Origin of the sequence: Kitasatospora phosalacinea (assembly GCF_000716545.1) — a bacterium.
Classification (GTDB): domain Bacteria; phylum Actinomycetota; class Actinomycetes; order Streptomycetales; family Streptomycetaceae; genus Kitasatospora; species Kitasatospora phosalacinea.
The window spans coordinates 1-20,397 of sequence record NZ_JNWZ01000090.1; the positions used below are offsets into that span (position 1 = coordinate 1).

14 protein-coding genes are annotated in these 20,397 nt (G+C 74.0%); 7 read left to right on the top strand and 7 right to left on the bottom strand.

What is annotated here, in order from left to right; all coding sequences use genetic code 11:
* Positions 1-70: 70 nt before the first annotated feature.
* The gene (locus OO48_RS31195; protein WP_081952520.1) at positions 71-2,638 is read left to right on the top strand and encodes an ATP-binding protein; all 2,568 of its coding nucleotides are present in this window, start codon (positions 71-73) and stop codon (positions 2,636-2,638) included.
* 8 nt (positions 2,639-2,646) lie between these two features.
* Here the strand turns inward: OO48_RS31195 and OO48_RS31200 are convergent, their stop codons facing one another.
* The 3 genes from OO48_RS31200 to panB form a co-directional block, all read right to left on the bottom strand.
* Complete coding sequence (locus OO48_RS31200) at positions 2,647-3,474, bottom strand: ABC transporter permease (RefSeq protein ID WP_051733215.1); 828 nt, start codon at positions 3,472-3,474, stop codon at positions 2,647-2,649.
* The gene (locus tag OO48_RS31205; RefSeq protein WP_033222434.1) at positions 3,471-4,451 is read right to left on the bottom strand and encodes a daunorubicin resistance protein DrrA family ABC transporter ATP-binding protein; all 981 of its coding nucleotides are present in this window, start codon (positions 4,449-4,451) and stop codon (positions 3,471-3,473) included. The genes OO48_RS31200 and OO48_RS31205 overlap by 4 nt, the downstream gene beginning before the upstream one ends.
* Before the next feature lie 98 nt (positions 4,452-4,549).
* Complete coding sequence (gene panB, locus OO48_RS31210) at positions 4,550-5,425, bottom strand: 3-methyl-2-oxobutanoate hydroxymethyltransferase (RefSeq protein ID WP_033222436.1); 876 nt, start codon at positions 5,423-5,425, stop codon at positions 4,550-4,552.
* A gap of 249 nt (positions 5,426-5,674) precedes the next feature.
* On the opposite strand from panB, the gene OO48_RS31215 reads away from it, so the two are divergent.
* From OO48_RS31215 to OO48_RS31225, 3 genes are all read left to right on the top strand, one after another.
* Complete coding sequence (locus OO48_RS31215) at positions 5,675-7,312, top strand: MFS transporter (RefSeq protein ID WP_033222438.1); 1,638 nt, start codon at positions 5,675-5,677, stop codon at positions 7,310-7,312.
* Between the two features lie 23 nt (positions 7,313-7,335).
* On the top strand, positions 7,336-8,004 hold the full coding sequence (locus OO48_RS31220; RefSeq protein WP_033222439.1) for a TetR/AcrR family transcriptional regulator: 669 nt from the start codon (positions 7,336-7,338) through the stop codon (positions 8,002-8,004).
* Between the two features lie 163 nt (positions 8,005-8,167).
* Positions 8,168-9,172: an endonuclease/exonuclease/phosphatase family protein gene (locus tag OO48_RS31225; protein WP_106970462.1), complete on the top strand. Its 1,005-nt coding sequence runs from the start codon at positions 8,168-8,170 to the stop codon at positions 9,170-9,172.
* Between the two features lie 7 nt (positions 9,173-9,179).
* Here OO48_RS31225 and OO48_RS31230 read toward each other — a convergent pair whose 3' ends face one another.
* Entirely contained in the window at positions 9,180-10,046 is an 867-nt protein-coding gene (locus OO48_RS31230; RefSeq protein ID WP_245194871.1) for a putative protein N(5)-glutamine methyltransferase, read from the bottom strand.
* Positions 10,047-10,221: 175 nt separating this feature from the next.
* On the bottom strand, positions 10,222-11,967 hold the full coding sequence (locus OO48_RS31235) for an NAD+ synthase (RefSeq protein WP_033222440.1): 1,746 nt from the start codon (positions 11,965-11,967) through the stop codon (positions 10,222-10,224).
* A 241-nt stretch (positions 11,968-12,208) separates the two neighbouring features.
* On the opposite strand from OO48_RS31235, the gene glnA reads away from it, so the two are divergent.
* Together glnA and OO48_RS31245 are read left to right on the top strand one after the other, a co-directional pair.
* Entirely contained in the window at positions 12,209-13,570 is a 1,362-nt protein-coding gene (glnA, locus tag OO48_RS31240; protein WP_033222442.1) for a type I glutamate--ammonia ligase, read from the top strand.
* Positions 13,571-13,691: 121 nt separating this feature from the next.
* Positions 13,692-14,114, top strand: a complete 423-nt coding sequence (locus tag OO48_RS31245; protein ID WP_033222444.1) for a hypothetical protein — start codon at positions 13,692-13,694, stop codon at positions 14,112-14,114.
* A gap of 623 nt (positions 14,115-14,737) precedes the next feature.
* Here the strand turns inward: OO48_RS31245 and OO48_RS31250 are convergent.
* Positions 14,738-15,877: an acyltransferase family protein gene (locus OO48_RS31250; protein WP_051733217.1), complete on the bottom strand. Its 1,140-nt coding sequence runs from the start codon at positions 15,875-15,877 to the stop codon at positions 14,738-14,740.
* Positions 15,878-16,020: 143 nt separating this feature from the next.
* Between OO48_RS31250 and OO48_RS31255 the strand changes: the two genes are divergently transcribed.
* Complete coding sequence (locus OO48_RS31255; protein ID WP_209439572.1) at positions 16,021-19,065, top strand: bifunctional [glutamine synthetase] adenylyltransferase/[glutamine synthetase]-adenylyl-L-tyrosine phosphorylase; 3,045 nt, start codon at positions 16,021-16,023, stop codon at positions 19,063-19,065.
* Positions 19,066-19,145: 80 nt separating this feature from the next.
* Here the strand turns inward: OO48_RS31255 and OO48_RS31260 are convergent, their stop codons facing one another.
* Positions 19,146-20,096 carry a phosphatase PAP2 family protein gene (locus OO48_RS31260; RefSeq protein ID WP_033222446.1) on the bottom strand — a complete coding sequence of 317 codons (951 nt, stop codon included), beginning with the start codon at positions 20,094-20,096 and terminating at the stop codon, positions 19,146-19,148.
* Positions 20,097-20,397: the final 301 nt, after the last annotated feature.

Consider the following 20,397-nt stretch of genomic DNA (forward strand, 5'->3'; position numbering starts at 1 on the left):
CCTCGCGCCCGCCCCGGCCCCCGGGCCCGGGCCCGCCGCGCCGCCCGCCCCGGCCCCGGCCGGCGGCAACCTGCGCCCCGGCCGGACCAGCTTCGTCGGCCGGGACGGCGAGCTCGCCACCGTCGCCGACGCCCTGACGGCCGGCCGGCTCACCACCCTGACCGGCCCCGGCGGCTCCGGCAAGACCCGGCTGTCGGTCGAGGCCGGCCGCCGCGAGCAGGACGCCGCCCGCTGGCCCGGCGGCGTCTGGCAGGTCGAACTCGCCCCGCTGGACGACCCGGCCGCCGTCCCCGACGCCGTCGCCTCCGCGCTCGGCCTGCGCGAGACCGTGCTGCACACCGGCGGCGCCGTCGCCGAGGTGATCGACGGGGGCCGCAAGGACCCGGTCTCCCGGCTGGTCGACCACCTCGGCCGCCGCCGCGTCCTGCTGCTGCTCGACAACTGCGAGCACGTCGTCCAGGCCGCCGCCGACCTCGCCGACCGGCTGCTCGCCGACTGCCCCGGCGTCACCGTGCTCGCCACCAGCCGCGAACCGCTTGGCGTCCCCGGCGAGAGCGTGCTGCCGGTCGAACCGCTGCCCGACCCCGCCGCGCTGCGCCTGCTCGCCGAACGCGGCGCCGCCGCCCGCCCCGGCTTCCGCACCGACCAGGACCCGGACGCCTGCGCCGAACTCTGCCGCCGCCTGGACGGCCTGCCGCTGGCCATCGAACTCGCCGCCGCCCGACTGCGCGGCCTGACCCCGCGCCAGCTCGCCGACCGCCTCGACTCCCGCTTCGCCCTGCTCACCGCGGGCTCCCGCACCCTGCTGCCCCGCCAGCAGACCCTGCGCGCCGTCGTCGACTGGTCCTGGGACCTGCTCGGGACGCGCGAGCGCGCCGTCCTGCGCCGCCTGTCGGTGTTCGCGGGCGGCTGCACCCTGGAGGCCGCCGAGCAGGTCGTCGCCGACGGCGAACTGGTGCGCCGCGCCGACGTCGCCGACCTGCTGCTCTCCCTGGTCGACAAGTCGCTGCTGGTGGCGGGCCTCGGCGAGCAGCCCCGCTACTGGATGCTGGAGACCATCCACGAGTACGCCGCCGAGCGCCTCGCCGAGGCCGCCGAACCCGAGGTCGGCGACCGCCACACCGCGCACTACCGCGAACTCGGCCGCCACGCCCACCTGAACCTGCACGGCCCCGCCCAGCTCGACGAGCTCGACCGCCTCGACCGCGAGCAGGAGAACGTCCGGGCCGCGCTGCGCCGCGCCGTCGACACCGGCCAGGAGCAGGAGGGGCTGGCCCTGGTCCTGTCGATGGCCGGGTACTGGATGCTGCGCGACTACCGCACCGAGTCCCGCACCTGGTACGAGGCGGTCGCCGCGCTCGGCCCCGACCCGTACGCCGACGACGCCCCGCCGCCCGTCCCGCTCACCGCGAACCCGCTGGACGCGCCGCTGCCGATGCCGCCCGAGCTGCTGGAGGAGGCCCGCCGCCAGCTCGGACTGCACCGGCTGATCAGCCTGTTCGCCGGCGACATGAGCCTGCTCCAGGACTCCGGCGCGCTGGAGACCGCCCGGCGGATCCTGGACGCCTACACCCCCGACCTGCCGCAGTCCTACCGGCAGCCGGTGCTCGGCCGGGTGTTCACCGTCTTCCTCACCGGCGAGATGGAGCGCACCCGCGCGGTGATGGACGACGCGGTGGCCGGGGCCCGGGTGCACGGCGGCCCGCTCGACCTGGCGTTCGCCCTGCAACTGCGCGCCCGGCTGCTCAACGACCTGGCCGGCGGCCTGGACCAGGCGATCGCCGACAGCGAGGAGGCGCTGGCCCTCTACACCGCGCTGGGCGACCGCTGGGGCATGTCCGAGGCGCTCTCCGGCAAGGCCGAGAACGCCACCAAGTCCGGGGACGCCGCCCAGGCCGAACGCGCCTTCCGGGAGGCCATCGAGCTCTCCGTCCGGCTCGGCGCGCACCAGGAGGTCCCGATGCTGCGGGCCCGGCTCGGCGAGGTGGTGGCCGAACGCGACCCGGAGGGCGGCGAGCGGATGGTCCGCGAGGCCGTCGCCGCGGCCGCCGCGGACGGCGGCTCCGACGCCGAGGGCGCCCGGATGTACGGGCGGCTGGTGCTGTGCAACCTGTGCGTGCGGCGCGGCGAGTACGCCGAGGCGCTCGCCGTGCTCGACGAGATGCCCGCCGACCCGGGCGTCCGCGGCCCGGTCCCCTCGGTGTTCGTCGGCATCGTCGCCTGCATCCGCGGCTGGGTGGTGGCCCGCTCCGGCGACCCGGCGGCCGGCCTGGAGCTGATGCGGGCGGGCCGCCGCGCGATGACCGAGGTCGAGGGCGGCGTCACGATCTTCGTCGAGCACATGGCGATGATGCTGATGACGCCCGTCGCCGGGGCCTTGGTCGAGTACGCCCGGCTGCACGGCGAACCCGGGGCCGCCCGCCGCGCCGCCGAACTGCTCGGCGCCCACGAGGGCCTCAGCGGCATGCCCGGCTCGTTCATGGAGCGCAGCGAGCACGCCCGCTGCAGCGCCCTCGCGCGCGAACTGCTCGGCGAGGACGGCTTCCTGGCCGCGTACGAACGGGGCGGACGCCTCACGCTGGGTGAGGCGTCCGCCCTGTTGAACGATCCCGGTTCCTACGGTTCCGAGGCCGGCTGACCCCACCGTCAGGTGCGCTTGCGGAAGCGGGCCACCGCCAGCGGCGCGGTCACCACGGTGATCGCCGCCGCCCAGACCAGCACCGTCACCGCCGAGTTGCCCACCGGCTGGTCGTTGATCAGGGCGCGGCACGCGTCGGCCAGCGCCGACAGCGGGTTGTGCTTGGTGAACGCCTGCAGCCAGCCGGGCATGGTGGTCGGGTTGGCGAAGATCGAGCTGCCGAACTGCAGCGGCATCATCACCAGCATCGACATGCCCTGCACCGCCTGGGCGCTGCGCAGCGACATGCCCAGCAGCATCGAGACCCACATCAGCGAGGAGCCGAACACCAGCGACAGGCCGACCGCGGCCAGCAGCTTCAGCGGGCCGCCGGCGATGTCCATGCCCAGGATCATCGAGAAGCCGATCAGCACGGCGAAGGCGACCACCGCCCGCAGCGTCTCCGCGATCATCTTCGACAGCAGCACCGCCGAGCGCCCGATCGGCAGGGTGCGGAAGCGGTCCATCACGCCGGTCTGGAAGTCGGTGTTCAGGCCGGTGCCCAGCGCCATCGCCAGGTTCAGGCCGGTGGTGCCGAGCAGGCCGGGCACCATGTACTGCATGTACTCGTGCTGGTTGGTGGCCATCGCGCCGCCGAACACGTAGACGAACAGCACGATCATGATGACCGGGATCAGCAGCGCGTCCAGCATCGACTCCGGGTCGGCCTTGATCCGCATCAGGTTCCGGCGGGTCAGCGCGCCCAGGTGGCGCAGGCTCGCCCGCAGGCCGATCCGGGCGTCGTCCTCGCCGGTGGCGGCCGCGGCGGGAGCGGGGTTCAGGGTGGCGGTGCTCATGCGACGGGCTCCTTGTCACGGGACTGGGCGGGGACGGCGGACTTGCCGGTGATGCTCAGGAACACCTCGTCCAGGCTGGGCAGTTCGGTGTCGATGCCGGCGATCCCGAAACCGCGGGTGCCCAGCACCCCGATCACGGTGGTCAGTTGCCCGTCGTCGGTCAGGTGCACCGAGAGCAGCTCCGACTCGGTGGAGAAGGTGGCCGGGACGCCGGACTCCCGCAGGGCCCGCACCATCTCCGGCAGCTGGGCCGGGTCGGCCGGGCGGACCTGCAGGCTCTGGCCGCCGACCTGCTTCTTCAGCTCCTCGACGCCGCCGTTGGCGATCACCCGGCCCTTGTCGATCACGGTCAGCGCGTGGGCGAGCTGCTCGGCCTCCTCCATGTACTGGGTGGTCAGCAGCACCGTCGAGCCCTCGCCGACCATCCGCTGCACCTCGTCCCACACCTCGTTGCGGGTGCGCGGATCCAGGCCGGTGGTGGGCTCGTCCAGGTACAGCACCTTCGGGCGGCCGATCATCGAGGCCGCGAGGTCCAGCCGGCGCCGCATGCCGCCGGAGTAGCCCTTGGCGGGGCGCCTGGCCGCGTCGGTGAGCGAGAAGCGCTCCAGCAGCTCGGTGGCGCGGGCCTTGGCGTCCTTCGCCGGGAGGTCGAGCAGGCGCCCGATCAGGTACAGGTTCTCGTAGCCGGACAGCAGCTCGTCCACCGAGGCGTACTGGCCGGTCAGGCCGATGGTGCGGCGCAGCTGCTTGGGCTGACGCAGCACGTCGTAGCCGCCGACGAACGCGCTGCCCGCGTCCGGCTTGATCAGCGTGGACAGCACCCGCACCAGCGTGGTCTTCCCGGCCCCGTTCGGACCGAGCAGACCCTGTACCGTCCCCTCGCGCACCGTCAGGTCGACCCCGTCCAGCGCCCTGGTCTCCCCGTAGTGCTTCACGATGCCGTGGACCTCCACGGCGTTCCGCTCGATTCGTGTCATGGGAACACCGTGGCGGGCCCGGCTGTCACCCGGCTGTCAGCCCGCTGTCACGGGGGACGACAGCGGGCTGACGGGGCGGGGTGCGGGGGCGGGGAGCGTCAGCTGAAGGAGTGCTCCGGGCCCGGGAAGGCGCCCCCGCGGACGTCGGCGGCGAACTCGGCCGCAGCCTGGCCCAGCGTCGCGCGGAGGTTCGCGTACTGCTTGACGAACTTGGGGACGCGGCCGGCCGTCATGCCGGCGAAGTCGGTCCACACCAGGACCTGCGCGTCGGTGTCGGGGCCGCCGCCGATGCCGACGGTGGGGATCGCCGAGTGCTCGGTGACCTGCGCGGCCAGCTCGGCGGGGACGGCCTCCAGGACGACGGCGAAGGCGCCGGCCTGCTGGACGGCCTTCGCGTCGCGCAGCAGCCGGTGCGCGGCCTCGTCGCCGCGGCCCTGGACGGGGTAGCCGCCGAAGGCGTGCACGGACTGCGGGGTGAGGCCGATGTGGGCCATCACCGGGATGCCGGCGTCGACCAGCAGCTCGATGGTGCGGGCGCTGCGCTCGCCGCCCTCCAGCTTGACGGCCTGGACGCCGGCCTCCTTCATCAGCCGGGCGGCGTTGTGCATGGCCTGGGCGGGGGACTCCTGGTACGAGCCGAACGGCAGGTCGGCGACGATGAGGGCGCGCTTGGTGCCGCGGACCACGGCGGCGGACATCATCACCATCTGGTCCATGGTCACCGGCACGGTGGTCTCGTAGCCGAGGTGGCAGTTGCCGGCCGAGTCGCCGACCAGCAGGACGGGGATGCCGGCCTCGTCGAACACCCCGGCGGTGAGGGCGTCGTAGGCGGTGAGCATCGCCCAGCGCTCGCCGTTGCGCTTGGCCTTGGCGAGGTCCCGGACGGTGATCCGGCGGTTGGTGACACCCCCGTAGAGGGTGGCGGGGACCGGCGCGTCCGGCGCCTGGGCAGGCTGAAGCGGAGAAGCGTTCATCGAACAGGCTCCTGGTGTGTGTCGTCTCGTGGCGCCGTGCGGCGTCCCCGGATCTGGCTCCATGCTTGCACGCCGCGGGCCGTGCGCAAAGAGGCGGGAGCCCCGGTCGTGTCCGGCGGGTCCGGGTGCGGTCCCGGTGCGGTCCGGGCGTGGTCCCGGTGGGGCCCTTGGGGAAGTCTTTGCCCTTCCTTGCCTCCGCACTTACGATACGAGACCGTCTCGTATTGAAAAAGAGGTTAGGCTGTTCGCATGACCTCGCCGACCACAGCCGTCCAGGCCCCCCGGGTGCCGGAAGCCGTACACCGCCGACGCTGGTGGATCCTGGGCACCCTGGTGCTCGCCCTGCTCGTCGTCGTCCTCGACAACTCGATCCTCAACGTGGCGATGAAGACCATCGCCACCCCCGCCCCGGTCGGTCTCGGCGCGAGCCAGAGCGACCTGGAGTGGGCGATCAACTCCTACACCCTGGTCTTCGCCGGCCTGCTGTTCACCGCGGGCCTGCTCGGCGACCGGTTCGGCCGCAAGTGGACGCTGCTGGCCGGCATGCTGGTCTTCGGCCTCGGCTCGCTGCTGTCCGCGATGGCCGCCAGCCCGGGCGAACTGATCAGCTACCGCGCCGTGATGGGCCTCGGCGGCGCCTTCGTCATGCCCGCCACGCTCGCCATCATCATGAACGTCTTCGAGCGGCACGAGCAGCCCAAGGCGATCGGCATCTGGGCCGGCGCGGTCGGCCTGGCCATCGCCATCGGCCCGATCACCGGCGGCCTGCTGATCGAGCACTTCTGGTGGGGCTCGGTCTTCCTGGTCAACGTCCCGATCGTGGTCGTGGCGCTCGGCCTGATGGGCTGGCTCGTCCCCGACTCCAAGGACCCCAACCCCGGCAAGCTCGACCCGATCGGCGTGCTGCTGTCCATCGTCGGCCTGGTGGCGCTGATCTACGGCATCATCAAGGGCGGCGAACTGGCCGACTTCACCGACCCGGGGGCCTGGGTCCCGACCCTGGTCGGCCTGCTCGCCCTGGTCGCCTTCGTGCTGTTCGAGAAGCACACCAGGTACCCGGCGCTGGACGTCACCTGGTTCCGCAACAAGGTGTTCTCGGCCTCGATCGGCGTGGTCGGCATCGTGTTCTTCGCGCTGATGGGCGTCTCCTTCTTCGGCGTGTTCTACATCCAGAGCGTGCGCGGCTACAGCGCCCTGGAGGCCGGCGAGCTGATGCTGCCGCTGGCCGTCGCCCAGCTGGTCTTCGCGCCGCGGGCCCGGCTGGTGGTCGACCGGATCGGCGTCCGGGCCACCTGCGCCGGCGGCATGCTGCTGGTCACCGTCGGCTTCCTCGGCTACGCCTTCCTGACCGCGACCAGCCCGATCTGGCTGCTGATCGTGCTCGGCTTCGTGATGGGCGCCGGCATGGCGCACGTGATGCCGCCGGTGACGGTCGCCATCATGGGCGCGTTGCCGCGCGAGAAGGCCGGCGCGGGCTCCGCGCTGAACAACACCTTCCGCCAGGTCGGCGGCTCGCTCGGCATCGCGGTGCTCGGCGCGCTGCTGTCCACGGTCTACCGCAACGGCATGGACGACCACCTGGCCGCGGTGCCCGAGCAGGTCCGCGGCCGGGCCGGCGAGTCGATCGAGTCCACCCTCGGGGTGGCCGAGAAGCTCCAGCTGCCCGCCCTGGTCGACCCCGCCAAGGACGCCTTCATCCACGCCATGCACGTGGTCTCCGGCGTCTCGGCCGGCGTCACCGTGCTCGGCGCGGTGCTGGCGCTGCTCCTGCTGCCCGGCCGGACCGCCGCACCCGGCGGCCCCGGCGGACCGGACAGCTCGGCGGCCGGCCCGCGGGGCCGGACGGAGAGCGGCACGAGCACCGGCACGAGCACCGCCAAGGTGTGATCACGAGGGTGGAGAATAGGGCCATGACGAGCGCCGAAACTCCGCTCCAGCCGTGCCACGGCCCCGTCGCGGAGCAGGACGCCCCGCGGCGGGGCCGCCCGCGCAGCGAAGCCGCCGAGCAGGCGATCTACGCCGCCGTCGAGAAGCTGATGGAGGACGGCACCGGCCTGGCCCAGCTGTCCATCGAGCGGATCGCCGCCGAGGCGGGCGTCGGCAAGGCCACCATCTACCGGCGCTGGCCCAACAAGGAGGCCCTGCTGGTGGACGTGGTGGCCCGGCTGGAGGAGCCGCTGCCCCCGATGCTCGGCCCCACCTACCGGGACGACCTGATCAGCGCCGTCGACTACATGCGCCGGCGCGGCCTGATCAAGCGCTCCAGGTGGGTCGTCCGGTCCGCGCTGGGGCAGATGAACGCCTGGCCGGAGCTGAAGCAGACCTACCAGGAGCGGGTGGTGCAGCCCCGCCGCGAGATGGTCCGCCAGATCGTCCGGCGCGGCGTCACGGCGGGCGAACTCCGCGCCGACCTGGACGTCGAGCTGCTCTGCGAGCTGCTGATCGGCCCGATCCTGCTGCGCACCGTCCTGTGGGACGACGCCCCGCTGGAGGACCCGGACCTGCCCCGGCAGATGGTGGACGCCGCCCTCCAGGGCATCGGCGCCGGGCCCGTCGCGACCCGCGCCGCCGCACGCTGACCGACCCCGCCCGGCACGCTGTTCCACGTTCGGTGCAGGACCGGAACTCTCCGGGCACTTCGCCGCGTCCATCCCGTCATAGGCTGAGCCGAGAATCGGATCGGAGCAGGTCGGGGACGGTACCGGCGGGCGACCGGCCGGGCGCGGCGGTGAGGAGCGGACGATGGTGCGGGCGGACGGCCCGGCGGTACCGGTGCGGGAGCCCGAACGGGCCGAGGGGCGGCGGGAGAAGCTGCTCCGCTGGCTCGACTGGCGGCGCGGGTGGCCGCTCACCCTGCTCGGCCTGCTGGTCACCGCGCTGCTGGTGTGCCACGCCCAGGTGCCCAACGCCGTCGGCAACCTGGGCAGCCTGCTGGAGACCTCCCTGCCCTGGCTGGGGCTGGCCGTCCCGGTGCTGCTGGCGCTCGCGCTGTGGCGGCGCGCCGGGGTGGCGCTGGTCGCGGCGCTGCTGCCCGGCGCGGTCTGGCTGAACCTGTTCGGCGCGCTGCTGGTCGACAAGGGCAGCGGGCCGGGCGACTTCACGGTGCTCACCCACAACGTGGCCGCCGCCAACGAGGACCCGCAGGGCACCATCCGGATGCTGGCCGGCTCCGGCGCCGAGATCGTCGCGCTGGAGGAGCTGTCCGCGTCCGCCGCCCCGGTGTACGCCGAGGGGCTGGCCGCGGCCTTCCCGTACCACGTGGTGGAGGGCACCGTCGGGCTGTGGTCCAGCTACCCGATCGACGGCGTGGCCGTGGTCGACCTCAAGATGGGCTGGACCAGGGCCTTCCGCGCCCAGGTCACCACCCCCAAGGGCCCGCTCGCCGTGTACGTCGCGCACCTGCCCTCGGTGCGGGTCACCTTCGACACCGGCTTCACGGCCGGCCGGCGCGACGTCAGCGCGCAGGCCCTCGGCGACGCCATCGAGCACGAGCCGCTGCGCAGGGTGCTGCTGCTCGGCGACCTCAACGGCACCATGAACGACCGCAGCCTGGCCCCGGTCACCTCGCAGATGCGCTCCGCCCAGGGCGCGGTCGGCGACGGCTTCGGCTTCTCCTGGCCGGCCTCCTTCCCGACGGCCCGGATCGACCAGATCCTCAGCAAGGGCGACCTGGTCCCCACCGACTCCCGCACCCTCCCGGCCGACGCCAGCGACCACCTCGCGGTGGCCGCCGACTACCGCTACTAGGGCCGCGTCAGGGGGCCTCCGCCGTCAAGGAGCGGCGTCCGGTGCGTTCGACCGGCGTGCCGGGGGGGGCGACGGGCGAAGGTCGCCTGACGCCGCACCAGCCCCGGACGCCCACCACCACGGTGGCGTCCCGCTCCCGGTCCTGCTCGGTGCGCGCCTCCAACCCCGCGGCGGCCAGCAGCGCGGCGGTGGCCGGGGCCTGCCGGTCGCTGGTCTCGATCAGCAGTCGGCCGCCGGGCGCCAGCCAGCGCGGCGCGACCGCCGCGACCCGGCGCTGCACCGCCAGGCCGTCCGCCCCGCCGTCCAGCGCGGCGGCGGGCTCGTGGTCGCGGGCCTCCGGGGGCAGCAGCGGGATCTCGCCGGTCGGCACGTACGGGGCGTTGGCCACCAGCAGGTCGACCCGGCCGAGCAGGGTGCGCGGCAGCGGGGCGTCCAGGTCGCCCAGGTGGACCAGGCCGCCGTACGGGGCCAGGTTGCGGCGGGCGCAGGCCACCGCCGCCGGGTCGACGTCCGCGGCGTGCAGTTCGACGCCGGGGCCGAGCCGGGCGGCCAGCGCCGCGCCGATCGCGCCGGAGCCGCAGCACAGGTCGAGCAGCACCGCGCCGGGGCGGCCCAGCGCGGCGGCCCGCTCGACCAGGAACTCGCTGCGCCGGCGCGGCACGAACACCCCGGGGGCGAGCGCGACGCGCAGCCCGGCGAACTCGGCGAAGCCCACCACCTGCTCCAACGGGTGCCCGGCGCAACGGAGTTCGACCATCTCGTCGAGCCGGGCGGGGCCGTCGGCGGCGGCCAGCAGCAGCCGGGCCTCGTCCTCGGCGAAGACGCACCCGGCCGCGCGCAGCCGGTCGATCAGGGGGACGTGGGGGAGTGACACGGGTACCTCTCGAAGAGCCTTGCGGGCTCCCCGCGCGGTCAGACCGCGACGACCCGGCGGCGGGGGAGCACCTCGACGACCTGCACGGTGATCTCTCCCACCTCCTCGGCCCGGCGCGCCGTCCATGATCGGGCGCGTGCTGCGGCGCTCACCCTAACCCCTGCGGCCCGCACTGTCAGCCCTGCCGCCAGCGGTTGGTGATCGGCAGCCGGCGGTCGCGGCCGAAGTTCTTCGGCGAGACCTTCGGGCCCGGCGGGTACTGCCGGCGCTTGTACTCGGCGGTGTCCACCAGCCGCACCACCCGGTCCACCACCTCGGCCGGGAACCCGGCGGCGACGATCGCGTCCCGGCCCTCGTCGCCCTCCACGTACCTGGTCAGGACGGCGTCCAGCAGGTCGTAGTCGGGCAGCGAGTCGGTGTCCACCTGGTCGGGGCGCAGCTCGGCGGACGGCGGCTTGGAGATGGTGTTCTCCGGGATCGGCGGCACCTCGCCGCGCGCCTCGGCCGCCGCGTTGCGCCAGCGGGCCAGCCGGAAGATCAGCGTCTTGTACACGTCCTTGATCGGCCCGTACGCACCGACCGAGTCGCCGTACAGCGTCGAGTAGCCGACCGCCAGCTCGCTCTTGTTGCCCGGCGCCAGGACGAGCTGCCCCTCCTGGTTGGAGATCGCCATCAGCAGCGTGCCGCGCAGCCGGGACTGCAGGTTCTCCTCGGCCAGGCCGGTCAGCTCGGCGGCGCCCATGTACGCGTCGAACATCGGGGCGATCGACACCGTGCGGAAGTGCAGGCCGGTGCGGCGGGCCAGTTCGGCGGCGTCGTCCCGGGAGTGCTGCGAGGAGTAGCGCGAGGGCATCGAGACGCCGTACACGTTCTCCGCGCCGATCGCGTCCACCGCGATCGCCGCCACCAGCGCCGAGTCGATGCCGCCGGACAGGCCGATCAGCACCGAGCGCGCGCCGTTCTTGCGGACGTACGCCCGGGTGCCCTCGACCAGCGCCGCGTACACCTCGGCCTCGTCGTCCAGCCGCTCGGACACCTGCGGTTCGACCGGGGCGGCGGGCCGCTCCTTCGGCGCGCCGCCCAGGTCGACCCTGGTCAGCTTCAGGCCGTCGGCGAGCACCGTGCCGTCCGGCAGGCCGTCCTCGTTCGCGGCCGGCAGGTCCAGGTCGACGACCAGCAGCGCCTCCTCGAACTGCGGGCCGCGGGCCAGGAGTTCGCCGCCCTCGGTGACGACCATCGACTCGCCGTCGAAGACCAGCTCGTCCTGCGCGCCGACCATGTTCAGGTACACCAGCGGGCAGCCCGCCTCGGCGGCCCGGCGCCGGACCAGCTCCAGCCGGACGTCGTCCTTGTCGCGCTCGTACGGCGAGCCGTTGATCGACAGCAGCAGGCCCGCGCCGGCCTGGCCGGTGGCGGCGACCCGGCCGCCCTCCTGCCAGATGTCCTCGCAGATCGCCAGCGCGACGTCCACGCCGTGCAGCCGCAGCACCGTCAGCTGGTCGCCCGGCACGAAGTACCGGTACTCGTCGAACACGCCGTAGTTCGGCAGGAAGTGCTTGGCGAACCTGGTCACCACCTCGCCGCCGCGCAGCACCGCCGCGCAGTTCTGCGGCTTGCCCGCGTACCGGGTGCCCGGCTCGCCGCGGCCCAGGTAGCCGACCACCACCGGGACGTCGCCCAGGCCCTCGGCGGCCAGCTTCGCCGCGAGGTCGACCAGCGCGGCGCGCGAGCCCTCGACGAACGAGCCGCGGAAGGCCAGGTCCTCGACCGGGTACCCGGTCAGCACCATCTCCGGGAAGGCGATCAGGTCGGCGCCGGACCCGGCGGCCCGCTTCGACCAGCGCAGCACCTCCTCGCTGTTGCGGGCGAGGTCACCGACCCAGGGGTCGATCTGGCACAGGGCGAGACGCAGATTCGGCATGCCCCCGAGTGTAATCGTCTAACTGACGCTATGTCGCGGGGGTGCCCCCGCCGGTGCGCCGGGCGCCCGGTTTCACCCCTTTCCCCCCTTCTTCCTCCCCCGGATCCGCCAGGGATCGGCAAGCGGGCGATGATCCGCCATGATGGGTGGCGACGCGGTCCGTGCGAGGTCTTCGCCGGGTCGGGCCGGCCGGTGCGGGCGGCGTAACACGGGCGTAAAGAGCAGAGGTGAGACTTTCCCCATGGGCAAGCAGCAGGAGTTCGTGCTTCGCACGCTCGAAGAGCGTGACATCCGGTTCGTCCGACTGTGGTTCACCGACGTGCTCGGGTTCCTCAAGTCCGTGGCGGTCGCTCCGGCGGAACTGGAACAGGCCTTCGACGAGGGCATCGGCTTCGACGGCTCGGCGATCGAGGGCTTCGCCCGGGTCTACGAGTCCGACATGATCGCCAAGCCGGACCCGACCACCTTCCAGATACTGCCGTGGCGCTCCGAGAACCCCGGTACCGCCCGGATGTTCTGCGACATCCTGATGCCCGACGGCTCGCCCTCCTACGCCGACCCGCGCTACGTCCTCAAGCGCACCCTGGAGAAGGCCTCCAACCTCGGCTTCACCTTCTACACCCACCCCGAGATCGAGTTCTTCCTCCTCAAGGACCTCCCCGGCGACGGCACCCCGCCGACCCCCGCCGACCAGTCCGGCTACTTCGACCACACCCCGCGCGGCATCGGCCACGACTTCCGCCGCCAGGCCATCACCATGCTCGAATCCATGGGCATCTCGGTCGAGTTCAGCCACCACGAGGGCGCCCCCGGCCAGCAGGAGATCGACCTGCGCTACGCCGACGCGCTCTCCACGGCCGACAACATCATGACCTTCCGCCTGGTCATGAAGGAGGTCGCCCTCGAACAGGGCGTCCACGCCAGCTTCATGCCCAAGCCGTTCTCGCACTTCCCCGGCTCCGGCATGCACACCCACGTCTCCCTCTTCGAGGGCGACCGCAACGCCTTCCACGAGTCCGGCGCCGAGTACCAGCTCTCCAAGGTCGGCCGCTCCTTCATCGCCGGCCTGCTCAAGTACGCCGCCGAGACCGCCGCCGTCACCAACCAGTGGGTCAACTCCTACAAGCGCATCTGGGGCGGCTCCCAGCGCACCGCCGGCGCCGGCGGCGAGGCCCCCTCCTACATCTGCTGGGGCCACAACAACCGCTCCGCCCTCATCCGCGTCCCCATGTACAAGCCCGGCAAGCAGGGCTCCACCCGCATCGAGGTCCGCTCCCTCGACACCGGCTGCAACCCCTACCTCGCCTACGCCGTCACCCTCGCCGCCGGCCTCAAGGGCATCGAGGACAACCTCGAACTCCCCCCCGGCGCCGACGACGACGTCTGGGCCCTCACCGACGCCGAGCGCCGCGCCCTCGGCATCCAGCCCATGCCCCAGAACCTCGGCGAGGCCATCGACCTCATGCAGCGCAGCGAACTCGTCGCCGAGACCCTGGGCGAGCACGTCTTCGACTTCTTCCTGCGCAACAAGCGCCAGGAGTGGGAGGAGTACCGCTCGGAGGTCACCCCGTTCGAGCTGCGCAAGGTGCTCCAGGTGCTGTGAGCGCGGTGACGGCCCGTCGGGCCCCGGACCGAGTCGCGCGCTCGGGCCGGGGCCCGGTCGTTTTCCGGGGCGGGGCGGGGGGAAGCGGAACCCCGACGATCGTCACGGACCGGGAGGGCAGATGGAGTTGCGGCTGCGGTACGCGCCGGAGGTGGTGAACGCCGGGAGGTTCGCGGCGGACATCGTGGTGTCGGCGGCGCGGGTGAGCGGGGCGGAGCTGGACTACTCGGTGGGGAGCCTCGCGGTGGTCGACGGGATCATCGAGGAGTTCCGGGCGAGCGGCATCGTCAGCGGGCAGGTCGGGGAGACGCTGTTCGGGTTCGGCTGCTACGTGGGCGAGGTGATGGTCCGCCAGGGCGGCGCGGCCTGGCGGGCGGTGTCCGCCGAGGAGGTGCCGGCGTTCGGGTTCCCGCTGGTGGTGGGGCTGCCGAGCGGGCAGGTGTGCAACCCGATCGGGAAGGTGTTCCGGCGGCTGGAGAACGGACCGCAGGACAGCCTGCCGCACTTCTACACGGTGTTCGCGGAGCCGTGGCGCCGGGTGTAGTCGCCTCCGGTGGCCTGTGCGCGTGGAGCTGGGCGGACCGGATGGCGTAGTGCGCGAGGCAGGGACGACGGCGCTCCGGGGTGCTCGTCGCACTGGTCGGTGCAGCGGATCGGGGTGCGGATGGCCTCCGGGGGACGACCCGGACCTCGTCGGGAACGTGCTTGCTTCCGCCGTCACTGCGACGGCGGCATCGGTTCTGGGCGCTTTAGGACTTTCGCTGCGGAAGTAGCGGGCCCACCGGGGTAGCGAGCTGAGGCGCCGCCGGGCGCCGGATGATGCCCGCGCACGACTCGACTACCTGACGCAGTGGCTCGCGACCCATGCGGCGGTCGCGACGGGCCCGGACGCCGAGTCGGTGCGGCGCCGGACGGCGGCCTACCTGGACACGGAGTCGTCAGCGCTACGGGCGCAGACCCGGAGGAACGGCGTATCGAGCGGATGTCGTTCCGTCGTGGCTCTTGCTCGTCATCGGCTCCGGAATCCTCGCCGGCCTGTGGACCCTTACCGTGCGGTTGTCCCCGGGCAGTGCGGCACTGCAAGCGTTTCGTTCGGCTCGGAGAGCGGGGGGCAGCGTGCCCACCGAGGGTGGAGGGCGAGCGGAGCGCGGACGTCCGGGGCGGCGGCTACGGCCCGGGGGTGCGGCGCGGGGGTGCGGCCGCCAGGTCCGGGGCGGTGCGGGGGCGGATCAGTCGGGTGGGGGCGGGGCGGTCGCGGAGGCGGCGTTCCAGGGGGTGTTCGACGAGGTGGTGGAGGGCGGCGGCCAGGGCGAGGGAGGCGGTGGCGAGGAGGAGCCAGGCGGTGGCGGTGGGGAGGCCGGGGGCGGGGTGGCCGTAGCGGTGGAGCCAGGGACGGAAGGTGATCTCGTGGACCAGGTACCAGGCGAAGGACCAGTCGCCGAGGAGGGTCCAGGGGCGGCGGGCGAGCGGGCCGGCGGGGCGGCGCAGGTCGGCTTGGGCGGTGGCGGTGATCAGGGCGGCGAAGAGCGGGGCGGAGAGCAGTTGGGAGGCGGAGTAGGGGCCGTACCAGGCGGCGTCGGGGACGGCGTGGTGCCAGGGGACCAGGGCGAGGTGGAAGGCGGCCACCGCGAGGGCGGCGGGGAGCGGCGGCAGGACCGGCAGGCGGCCGCGGCGGACGGCCAGGGCCAGGGCGGCGCCGAGCAGGAACTGCGGGGTGCGGCTCAGCGGCAGGTAGTCGAGGAGCCAGCCGCGCAGGGCCGGGTCGGCGACGGCGGACCCGGCCAGCCAGAGCAGCGGGCCGCAGGCGCAGCACAGGGCGGCGGCGCGCGGCCCGGGGCGGAGCCGCAGGAGGAGCGGGAAGAGCAGGTAGAACCAGGCCTCGTCGCCGAGCGACCAGCCCGCCGGGTTGCCGCCCATCACGGTGGCCCGCCCCCACGGGTGCAGCAGCGGCAGCGACCACAGCGCGGCGGTGACGGGCACGGCCGCGCCGAGCGCGGCGTACACGGCGAGCGAGGCGCCGGTGGTGAGGGCGTGCAGCGGCCAGATCCGGGCCAGTCGGCGGCGGTAGAAGCGGCGGGCCGGGACGGGGGCGTCCGCGTACGTCCAGGCGAGCACGAAACCGGACAGCACGAAGAAGAACGTCACGCCCGAACGCCCGTACCAGGCGAGGGGGCTGAGCACCGGCAGCGCGCCCACCTGGCGGGAGAGGTGGTAGCAGACCACCAGCAGCGCGGCGAGGAAGCGCAGCCCGGTGAGGGAGGGCAGGCGGGTCGGGAGGGCGGCGGGGGGCGTCCGCGAGGTGGTCACCCCGTGGCCAACGAGCCGGGCGGCGGGGTGTCACGGGCGGGCGGGGGCACCGGGGCGGGGCCGACGGTGCGTCACGGGGCGCGTCCGGGCCGGGTGGGAACGTACGCTTCGGGCAGGGGACAGCCACGGGAGGCGGGACGACGGTGGAGGAACGGGCCGGGAACCGGGTCAGCCGGCTGGAGACCCGACTGGTGCGGCGGGGCTTCTCCGACCCCGACCGGGCGGTGCGGCTGCTCGGCGAACCGGCGCTGCACGGCCTCGCCGCCGACCCGGTGCTGCTGGACGCGCTGGGCGCCGCCGCCGACCCGGACCAGGCGCTGTCCGGCCTGGCCCGGCTGCTGGAGGCGCTCGACCCGCACGAGCGGCACACCCTGCGCGACACCCTGACCACCTCCAAGCCGCTGCGCGACCGGCTGCTCGGCGTCCTCGGCGCGTCCACCGCGCTCTGCGACCACCTGGCCCGGCACCCCCGCGACTGGCACGCCCTGGTCACCTTCGAACTGCGCGACATCCACCCCGGGCGCGGCGACTTCCTCGGCGAACTCACCCGCCGGGTCAGGTCGGAGCCCGAGGGCGAGCGGGCCGACGCGCTGCGCGCCGCCTACCGGCGCTGCCTGCTCGCCATCGCCGCCCGCGACCTGTCCGGCACCACCGACCTGCCGCAGACCGCCGCCGAACTCGCCGACCTGGCCGGCGCCACCCTGCAGACCGCGCTGGACGTCGCCGCCGAACAGGACCCGGAAGCCGCCGCGGCCTGCCGGCTGGCCGTGATCGGGATGGGCAAGTGCGGCGGCCGCGAACTCAACTACGTCTCCGACGTGGACGTGGTCTTCGTCGCGGAGGCGCGCGAGGACGTCGAGGAGCAGCAGGCCGTGCGGGCCGCCACCCGGCTCGCCGCGCACGCCATGCGGCTGTGCTCCGACACCACCGGCGAGGGCACCATCTGGCCGGTGGACGCCAACCTCCGCCCCGAGGGCCGCAACGGCCCGCTGGTGCGCACCCTGGCCAGCCACCTCGCCTACTACCAGCGCTGGGCCAAGACCTGGGAGTTCCAGGCCCTGCTGAAGGCCCGCCCGATCGCCGGCGACACCGAACTCGGCCGCGCCTACGCCGAGGCCATCGCCCCGATGGTGTGGCAGGCCGCCGCCCGGGAGAACTTCGTCACCGACGTCCAGCAGATGCGCCGCCGGGTGGTCGACGCCATCCCGGCCCGCGAGGTGGAGCGGCAGCTGAAACTCGGCCCCGGCGGCCTGCGCGACATCGAGTTCGCCGTCCAACTGCTGCAACTCGTGCACGGGCGGACGGACGAGGCGCTCCGGAGCGGCAACACGCTGGAGGCGCTGGCCGCGCTCAGCGCCGGCGGCTACGTCGGGCGGGCCGACGCCGCCTCGCTGGACGCCGCGTACCGCTTCCTGCGCTCCCTGGAGCACCGCATCCAGCTGCAACGGCTGCGCCGCACCCACCTGATGCCCACCGACCCCGCCGACCTGCGGCGCCTGGCCCGCACCATGGCCCCGCAGATCCAGGGGGACACGAAGGACGACCCGGTCGCGGCGCTCCAGCGCGAGTGGCGGCGGCACGCGGTGGAGGTGCGCCGGCTGCACGAGCGGCTGTTCTACCGGCCGCTGCTGGACGCCGTCGCCGAACTGCCGGTCGCCGAGCTGCGGGTCACCGGATCCGGCGCCGCCGGGCTCAGCGCCGAGGCCGCCAAGCAGCGCCTGGCCGCCCTCGGCTACGCCGATCCGGCCGCCGCGCTGCGGCACATCTCCGCGCTCGCCTCCGGGGTCAGCCGCAAGGCCGCCATCCAGCGCACCCTGCTGCCGGTGCTGCTCGGCTGGTTCGCCGACTCCGCGGACCCGGACGCCGGGCTGCTCAACTTCCGCCAGGTCTCCGACGCGCTCGGCCGCACCCCCTGGTACCTGCGGCTGCTGCGCGACGAGGGCGCCGCCGCCGAACAGCTCGCCCGGGTGCTGTCCGCCGGGCGCCTGGCCCCCGACCTGCTGCTGCGCGCCCCCGAGGCGGTCGCCATGCTCGGCGACGTCGGCGGCCTCGTCCCGCGCGGCCGGGCCGCCCTGGAGTCGGAGGTGCTGGCCGCCGTCGGCCGGGCCGGCGACCCGTCCGCCGCCGTCGCCGCCGCCAGGGCCGTGCGGCGCCGCGAACTGTTCCGCACCGCCGCCGCCGACGTGCTCGGCCGGCTCGACGAGGACCCGGCCCGGGCCCTCGACCTGGCCGGCGAGGCGCTGACCTCGATCACCGCCGCCACCCTGCAGGGCGCGCTGCGCGCCGCGAGCGACGGCTGGGAGGCCCGCGGCGGCGAGCTGCCCACCCGGATCGCGATCGTCGCGATGGGCCGGTTCGGCGGCCACGAGCTCGGCTACGGCTCCGACGCGGACGTGCTGTTCGTCCACCAGCCCCGGCCCGGCGCCTCCGACGAGGAGGCCGCGCGGGCCGCCCGCGAGGTCGTCGGCGACCTGCGCACCCTGCTGGCCGCGCCCTCCGTCGAGCCCCCGCTGCTGGTCGACGCCGACCTGCGGCCCGAGGGTCGCAACGGCCCGCTGGTGCGCACCCTCGGCTCGTACGCGGCCTACTACGCGCGCTGGTCGCACGCCTGGGAGAGCCAGGCGCTGCTGCGGGCCGAGGCGATGGCGGGCGACGAGGAGCTGGGCGCGCGCTTCCGCGACCTGATCGACCCGCTGCGCTACCCCGCCGCGGGCGTCCCCGACCGGGACCTGACGGAGATCCGCCGGATCAAGGCCAGGATCGAGTCCGAGCGGCTGCCGCGCGGCGCCGACCCCACCACCCACACCAAGATCGGCCGGGGCGGGCTGGCGGACGTCGAGTGGACGGTCCAGCTGCTGCAGCTGCGGCACGGCCACGAGCTGCCGGGGCTGCGCACCACCCGCACCCGGGCGGCGCTGGCCGCCGCGACGGCGGCCGGCCTGGTCGACCGGGAGGACGCGGAGGTGCTGGACGCCGCCTGGGTGCTGGCCTCCCGGGTGCGGGCCGCAGTGATGCTGGTGCGGGGGCGGGCCGGTGACAGCTTCCCCGGCGATGCCCGGGAGCTGGCGGGCGTGGCGCGCTACCTGGGGTACGGGGTGGGGCACTCGGGGGAGCTGGTGGACGAGTACCGGCGGACGACGCGGCGGGCGCGCCGGGTGGTGGAGCGGCTGTTCTACGACGCGCAGTAGGGCGAGCGCGGAACCAGGGGCGCGGTTCCCCGCGCCCCTGGTTTCGCGCTCGCCGGTTTCGCGCTTCCGGGCCGGAGGCCCTACGCGTCGACCTTGGTGTCCCACTGGACGGGGACGGTCAGTTCCCGGTCGACCGGGTCGCCGGGCTTGCGGGGGAGCCGGTAGACCCAGGTGTGGTAGATCAGGCGGGCGGCGAAGAAGCCGACGGCCAGGCAGACCAGGCCGCCGACCGCGTCCAGCCAGAAGTGGTTGGCGGTGGAGACGATGACACTGAGGGTGACCACGGGGTAGGCGAGGCCGAGCAGCCGGACCCAGGTGCGGCGGGCCAGGAAGAAGATCGTCAGGCCGCACCAGGTGGACCAGCCGATGTGCATGGAGGGCATCGCGGCGTACTGGTTGGAGACCGTCGCGCCGGCGCCGGAGGCCAGCGAGCCCCAGGTGTGGTGGACGGTGACGGTGTCGATGAACCCGCCGCCGGTCATCAGGCGCGGCGGGGCCAGCGGGAAGCAGTAGAAGCCGACCAGGGCGATGCCGGTGGTGATGAACAGCACCGTCCGGGAGGCGGCGTAGCGGCCGGGGTGGGAGCGGTAGAGCCAGACCAGCACGCCGATGGTGATGATGAAGTGCAGGGTGGCGTAGTAGTAGTTCATCCCGACGATGAGCCAGGTGACCGAGTTGACCCCGTGGTTGACGGAGTGCTCGACGGCGATGCCGAGGGTGTGCTCCAGGTTCCAGACCCAGGTGGCGTGCTTCTGGGCGGTCTCGGCCTGCTCGGGGACGGCGTTGCGCACCAGCGAGTACAGCCAGTAGCTGAGGCCGATCAGGGCGAGTTCGAAGATCAGGCGCGGACGGCGCGGCGTGCGGCGCTGCTCGCGCAGACGGCTGCGGACGGCGGCGGCGGGCGACTGGGCGACGCGGGTGGCTCCGCCGGGCGTGCGGGCGGTGTGGTCCGTGCCCGGGTCGGAACCGGTGCGCGTGGTCCGGTCGGCGTCTTCGGCGCCGGCTGTCTGGATCTCGGTCGGTTCCCCCATGGGGGAGAAGTCTGCCAGACCGGCTGTGGCCGCTTGCTCATCCTCTGGTCGGGGATTCTTCACCGACTGTCCCCCTACGGGGGTAGGGGTCGATCGGTTTTCGAGGCGCATGCGCTCCATTGTGGCTCGCGGGTTACCGGGGGTCGAACCGGGGTCTGGTTCGGGTACGGACGCAGGCGCGGGCGGGAGTCGGGCTCAGGTCACGACTCGGTACGACTCGGGGCCGAAACGGCTTTCACATCTTGCTGAAACATCTTGCAGAGCGCTAGGTTCCACGCCACCCACCCCTTGCCCGAGCGCC

Coding starts and splice junctions, on each gene's coding strand:
- OO48_RS31200 (WP_051733215.1), bottom strand. CDS start 3,474: ATGAGCACCGCCACCCTGAACCCCGCTCCCGCCGCGGCCGCCACCGGC.
- OO48_RS31205 (WP_033222434.1), bottom strand. CDS start 4,451: ATGACACGAATCGAGCGGAACGCCGTGGAGGTCCACGGCATCGTGAAG.
- panB (WP_033222436.1), bottom strand. CDS start 5,425: ATGAACGCTTCTCCGCTTCAGCCTGCCCAGGCGCCGGACGCGCCGGTC.
- OO48_RS31215 (WP_033222438.1), top strand. CDS start 5,675: ATGACCTCGCCGACCACAGCCGTCCAGGCCCCCCGGGTGCCGGAAGCC.
- OO48_RS31220 (WP_033222439.1), top strand. CDS start 7,336: ATGACGAGCGCCGAAACTCCGCTCCAGCCGTGCCACGGCCCCGTCGCG.
- OO48_RS31225 (WP_106970462.1), top strand. CDS start 8,168: ATGGTGCGGGCGGACGGCCCGGCGGTACCGGTGCGGGAGCCCGAACGG.
- OO48_RS31235 (WP_033222440.1), bottom strand. CDS start 11,967: ATGCCGAATCTGCGTCTCGCCCTGTGCCAGATCGACCCCTGGGTCGGT.
- glnA (WP_033222442.1), top strand. CDS start 12,209: ATGGGCAAGCAGCAGGAGTTCGTGCTTCGCACGCTCGAAGAGCGTGAC.
- OO48_RS31245 (WP_033222444.1), top strand. CDS start 13,692: ATGGAGTTGCGGCTGCGGTACGCGCCGGAGGTGGTGAACGCCGGGAGG.
- OO48_RS31260 (WP_033222446.1), bottom strand. CDS start 20,096: ATGGGGGAACCGACCGAGATCCAGACAGCCGGCGCCGAAGACGCCGAC.